Origin of the sequence: Aquidulcibacter sp., from assembly GCF_044346625.1 — a bacterium.
GTDB lineage: Bacteria > Pseudomonadota > Alphaproteobacteria > Caulobacterales > Aquidulcibacteraceae > Aquidulcibacter.
On record NZ_JBIIYV010000133.1, the window covers coordinates 1 to 4,514 of the forward strand.

General features: G+C 56.9%; 5 protein-coding genes. All 5 read right to left on the reverse strand.

Features of this window, described 5'->3' with window-relative positions; translation table 11 throughout:
- Nucleotides 1–115: 115 nt before the first annotated feature.
- Nucleotides 116–622, reverse strand: coding sequence for a S26 family signal peptidase (locus ACIQ20_RS15930; protein WP_395782045.1), 507 nt, complete (start codon nucleotides 620–622; stop codon nucleotides 116–118).
- Nucleotides 619–1,851, reverse strand: coding sequence for a TrbI/VirB10 family protein (locus tag ACIQ20_RS15935; protein ID WP_395782047.1), 1,233 nt, complete (start codon nucleotides 1,849–1,851; stop codon nucleotides 619–621). The genes ACIQ20_RS15930 and ACIQ20_RS15935 overlap by 4 nt, the downstream gene beginning before the upstream one ends.
- Nucleotides 1,848–2,855: a TrbG/VirB9 family P-type conjugative transfer protein gene (locus ACIQ20_RS15940; RefSeq protein ID WP_395782049.1), complete on the reverse strand. Its 1,008-nt coding sequence runs from the start codon at nucleotides 2,853–2,855 to the stop codon at nucleotides 1,848–1,850. The genes ACIQ20_RS15935 and ACIQ20_RS15940 overlap by 4 nt, the downstream gene beginning before the upstream one ends.
- Nucleotides 2,834–3,529 carry a conjugal transfer protein TrbF gene (trbF, locus tag ACIQ20_RS15945; protein WP_395782051.1) on the reverse strand — a complete coding sequence of 232 codons (696 nt, stop codon included), beginning with the start codon at nucleotides 3,527–3,529 and terminating at the stop codon, nucleotides 2,834–2,836. Before trbF ends, ACIQ20_RS15940 begins: the two co-directional genes overlap by 22 nt.
- 2 nt (nucleotides 3,530–3,531) lie before the next feature.
- On the reverse strand, nucleotides 3,532–4,514 hold a 983-nt coding region (locus ACIQ20_RS15950; protein ID WP_395782053.1), incomplete at its 5' end, for a type IV secretion system protein.

The window sequence follows — 4,514 nt, forward strand, 5'->3', positions numbered from 1 at the left end:
CGCTCAAGGATGAGGCCTGGCTCAATGAACAGGCTACCGCCAGCTTGGGTCCAATCCGGTGGATCCGCGAGCGCAGGCGTTGCAAGCAAGCTCAGTGCAAGGATGAGGGTCCGACCTACCATGAAAGCACCTGCCGATAGGTGCCTGACAGGTCTCGTCGCGACACGGGTCCAAAGTAGCGACTATCGAAGCTTCCTGGGTGATCGCCCAAAAGAAAGACTTCATCTTTGGAGAGCTGGTGACACCCCTGCCAGTTTGGTAGGGAATTGCCTTGCTTGTCTTGATCTATGGCTTGAAGCGATTTGCCAGCAACGCTTAGCGTGCCTGCATGGCGACAGACTGTATCGCCCGGCGTTACGGCAACGCGTTTGATGAGAAGCGTGTCGGCTGGATAGCCAAGCTTGCCGACAAGATAGTCTTTTGCGGTCTTGGGCATGGGCATGGCGACAATCTCACCACGCTTTAATTCTTGGGCATCACCGGTGCGGACATATAGCCCTTTCTGCATCGAGGGGGTTTCATTGATGATGGCAGGTGGCGCGTTCTTTTGATCGTGTATCCAGGGCTCTGCCAGAAAGAGGCTATGGGTTGCGACCAATGCAATGAGAATAGCCGACCTCATGATGATGGCTCCAAGATCAGATCGCGGGTCAGAAGCACTTGGACACGTGTGCCTTGGCGAACCCTTATTGTTGGTTTCACTTCCAGTTCCCGGTCGACCATGCGGCCGCCAATTCGGGCAGCCTCGATTGCTGCCGCATCACCAACATCGCCCATCAGGCTCGTCTCTTTGTTAGTGCCGTCTCGGCGGGCAGCTTCGCCCAGTGTCGTGATCGCTCCAGCAAACAAAGTCGCGGTCAGAAGTTGTGGGATACGCCGATCAACACGGCCTGCAACACCCCCTGCCCCACTCCCATCTACGCCGGGTTCACGAGCCAAACTGATCGAGCGACCATCAGGAAAGATCAGACGTTCCCAAACCAAAAATGCCCGGCGTTCGCCATAAGTCTGATCGCCATCAAAACGGCCCAGCAATCTCGCCCCTTGTGGGATCAGAAGATAGCTGCCGGAGACTGTATCAAAGACATTCTCGGTGACTGTGGCGATCACCCTGCCTTCGCGCTCTGTATCAATCGCGGTCAGTAAAGCCGCTGGAATGACACTGCCGGCCTTCAACTCATAAGGCGATAAGGGTGCGAGGACGGCGCGGTCGCCATAGACTTTGTCATAATCCTTGTGGCGCTGAACGAGTTCTTGTTGTTGTGCTGGTGCTGCCACGGGGTTAGCTGTTGGGGCTGAAGAAGTCGGAAGTGGGCCAAAGAATAAAGCCGATTGCCGCGCCTTTTGAGCTTCGTCCCGACTTATATCCTGACGCGTCGGTTGGGCTGTCTGCTGCCGCATGGGTTGTGGATAGGGTGATGGTCTCTCGTCCATGATCAGACGCGGCTCATGAGCTGGACCCGCATCTGGCGGAAGCGTCGGCCCGGCGTTTGCCAGCGATTCCTCTTCCGGCAAGATTGGTGTGTTGGTCAGCTCCGCATAAGTCGACGGGCCTTGGGTGAGAACTTCGGCTGGCCTAACCGATGCTGTTGGGGTCTCGCGCGTTTCATCAGCCTGTCTCGCCCTTGCGTCAGCTTGAACAATTGGGGCAATGACGAAGCCATAAATGAAGGCAAGTGATATGACGCTGGCAGTCAAAATGAATACGCCGCGCACCGCCGTCCTATTTATCTGTTGAGCTGGCTGGGGTGCAACCCGAGCATGCAGGGTCTGCCCGCCCGTCAATGGTTTGCCTAAGGTCGCATCTTCTGGACTTCCGGGTTCTGGGATAGCTCCATCGGGGGCTTTCATGGCTCTACTCCTCTGCGCTCAATCTTCACAATTTGGGGACGCTCTCCACCAAGGCGTAGCTCCGCCTTCAAGAAGAGGCGGTCGACGACATAGGAATTGCCTTGCTTGCGCCAATTAGTGAGTTGGGGCTTTCCGGCTTCATCCATCACAAACAGAGGCGGTGCTTCGGTCGTGCCCAAGGTCTCAGGAAAGGTAATGAAGGTCTTCAGGCCATCATCATGGACTGATACTGGCGTCCATTCGGGCTTCCGCCATCCTGTCCGGATCCGGTACGCCTCAGGACCGTGAGCTTTGAGGATGGGTGCACGTGTTGTGGGCTTTGGATCTGTCGCGGCAGGCCCCACTGCCACCTGGCTTGTGGGGGCCTGTGGCAGTGGGTGGGTCCAGGACACCGCCGCATTGAAGGCTTCGCTCTCACCAGAGGCTTTGAGCGCCAAAAGATAAACACGTCGATTGGTGGTCACGACCATATTGGTGGCAAGACCTGCCCGATATGGCTTGATCAGAAGATGGGTCTGAATGGTCTCGGCTTCGCCAGATGTCGTATCGCCAATCATCCAGCGTTCGGTATCGCCTGCCGCCTTACTGATGATCTTCTCGCCGGGCTCTAGACTAAGAGCCGTTATCCGCATCGGTGCGGTCCAGACTTCATAAACGCGTCCTTGCTCATAGCTAAAGACTTGCGCCGCATTCACAAAGCCATCGGCGCGCGAGGAGGCTAAGGCTTCGGCATTTGCTGCGCGAATGGCGGCAGGACCGAATTTGGGCGTGCGGGCTTCTAGAGTTTGATCTGTGACGTGAGCTGTCCGGGCTTGCGGCCGACGCTTTGTACTCTTGGCCTTTTTGGGACTGTGAGCGCGCACACTGTTATGAGCCTCGCTCGAGCGGGCTTTAGCTCCAGCAAAGCTCGGCATGGCGAGCGGGAGAGTGGTGGCCATCAGCATGGCGATGCTTGTGGCATAGGCCGTGGCCCTGCCGCCAATTATTGAGCGTCGAGTGTCCATGAGATGTCCTCGATTTTGATGCCTAGTGGATTTTTCATAAGTTCGGCCTCCGAGCGGGGTGGCTCGAAGCGAACCGTGACAAGCGCGCGCCAGCGTTCGGCCCCGCCACTCATGCCATTGGTGAATTTCTCTTCCCGCCACTGGATGTCGAAGGTCTTTTCCGATCTGGCGACAACGTTGAGGATGCTGACCGCGATCGCTTCACGTCCCGCGTTGGCGAACGGATCATGTTCTTGCGCCCAACCATTGAGATAAGCAGCAGATTTTGGAGTGGTAAAATCATAAGCCCGCAAGAAGTTCTGACGGATCAGAACCGGATCGACACTTCGTCCGCGTACATCGGCGATCCAGCGCGACAACGCAAAAGAGACTTGGGCTTCATTGGGTCGATAAGTCTGATCGAGTGCGGTGATCTTCTGGGTCTGGCCCCAGCTTGAGACTTCAACGATAAATGGCTTTACGACAGATCGCTGGGCTTGTGCCCACCAGCCTGCTCCAAGGAAGCCCGCAAAGATCAGTGTCCCGAAAGCCATATTCCGCCAATTGCGGGCATGGGAAAGGGTCAGTCCCATACGGTCATCCCAGACCTGGCCTGCCCGCTGATAGGGCGTGGCGATTGGCGTCGCCGACAGGGCCTGATTGCCGACAGGCTTAGGCTTAAAGAAAGGATGCATGTTTAGTCCTCCTCACGGATGGATGGGCTTAGGGAGCCCGAGTTTTCGTTGGCGGGTAGAAGTTGGCGTGCCGTATTGGCGGCAAAGAAGGCATTGAATGCACGCGCTTTGGTTTGGGCTTTGCCGCGCTCGTAAGCTGGAAAGCGGTGATAGCGCTCTGCCGCCGGCGAGGTGCTGGCAGAAGCTGATGTTGTAACCGCCGCTTGAGCACTTCTGGTCGTTGAGGGGTCCGCACTTTCTTCACTCTGTGCAGAACGTGATCCCTCGGCACCGGTAGAACCAGCAGGCAAATTCATACCTTTTTTGTGGTATGTTTCTGCCGGAGCCTCGGAAATTGTTGGCCCTTTACTTTCATTTTTACCCCAAAAAGATGGGAGATCAGAGTACTCAGCAGATGAGCCAGTGTGTGATCCCCCGTGAGCTCTCGGCGGACTTTTTCTGTCGCTTAATGCATCAGGTGTGAGTGATGCTGAGGCTTGAGGTGAGCCAGATGATGGAGCGGGTCCCAATGGGCCAGAGCCGCCACTGTGGCCAAGGGGTGACCCAAGGCTGGGCGGCGGTTTGCCGGCACCGGCTCCCGCTGCTGCCCGTGAACTCGAAGCAATTTGTGCGGCAGCACCAGCACCCGCTGCACCTGCAGCCATGGTGCCAGCAATAGCTGCACCACCTGCGGCACCCACAGCAAGACCTCCCACACTCAAAGCCCCTGCCCCAAGTGCCGGACCACCAGACACTAGGGCTGCGGCTAGATTAGGGGCAAAGAGCGACAGCATCGCCAATATGATGGCTGCCGTCAGGATTGTGAGCGCCTCATAGATGTCTGGCTCGGGGCTTGGCATCAATTGAGCAAAGATTGTTTGAGCACCGGAAACCACAATCGCAAGCGCCAACACTTTAAGGCCAGCGGCGACGACATAGCCAAGCGGGCGTTCGGCCATAAAGCTTGTCTTCGAAAAGATGCCGAAGGGCAGCAGGATAAAGCCGC

Coding starts and splice junctions, on each gene's coding strand:
- ACIQ20_RS15930 (WP_395782045.1), bottom strand. CDS start 622: ATGAGGTCGGCTATTCTCATTGCATTGGTCGCAACCCATAGCCTCTTT.
- ACIQ20_RS15935 (WP_395782047.1), bottom strand. CDS start 1,851: ATGAAAGCCCCCGATGGAGCTATCCCAGAACCCGGAAGTCCAGAAGAT.
- ACIQ20_RS15940 (WP_395782049.1), bottom strand. CDS start 2,855: ATGGACACTCGACGCTCAATAATTGGCGGCAGGGCCACGGCCTATGCC.
- trbF (WP_395782051.1), bottom strand. CDS start 3,529: ATGCATCCTTTCTTTAAGCCTAAGCCTGTCGGCAATCAGGCCCTGTCG.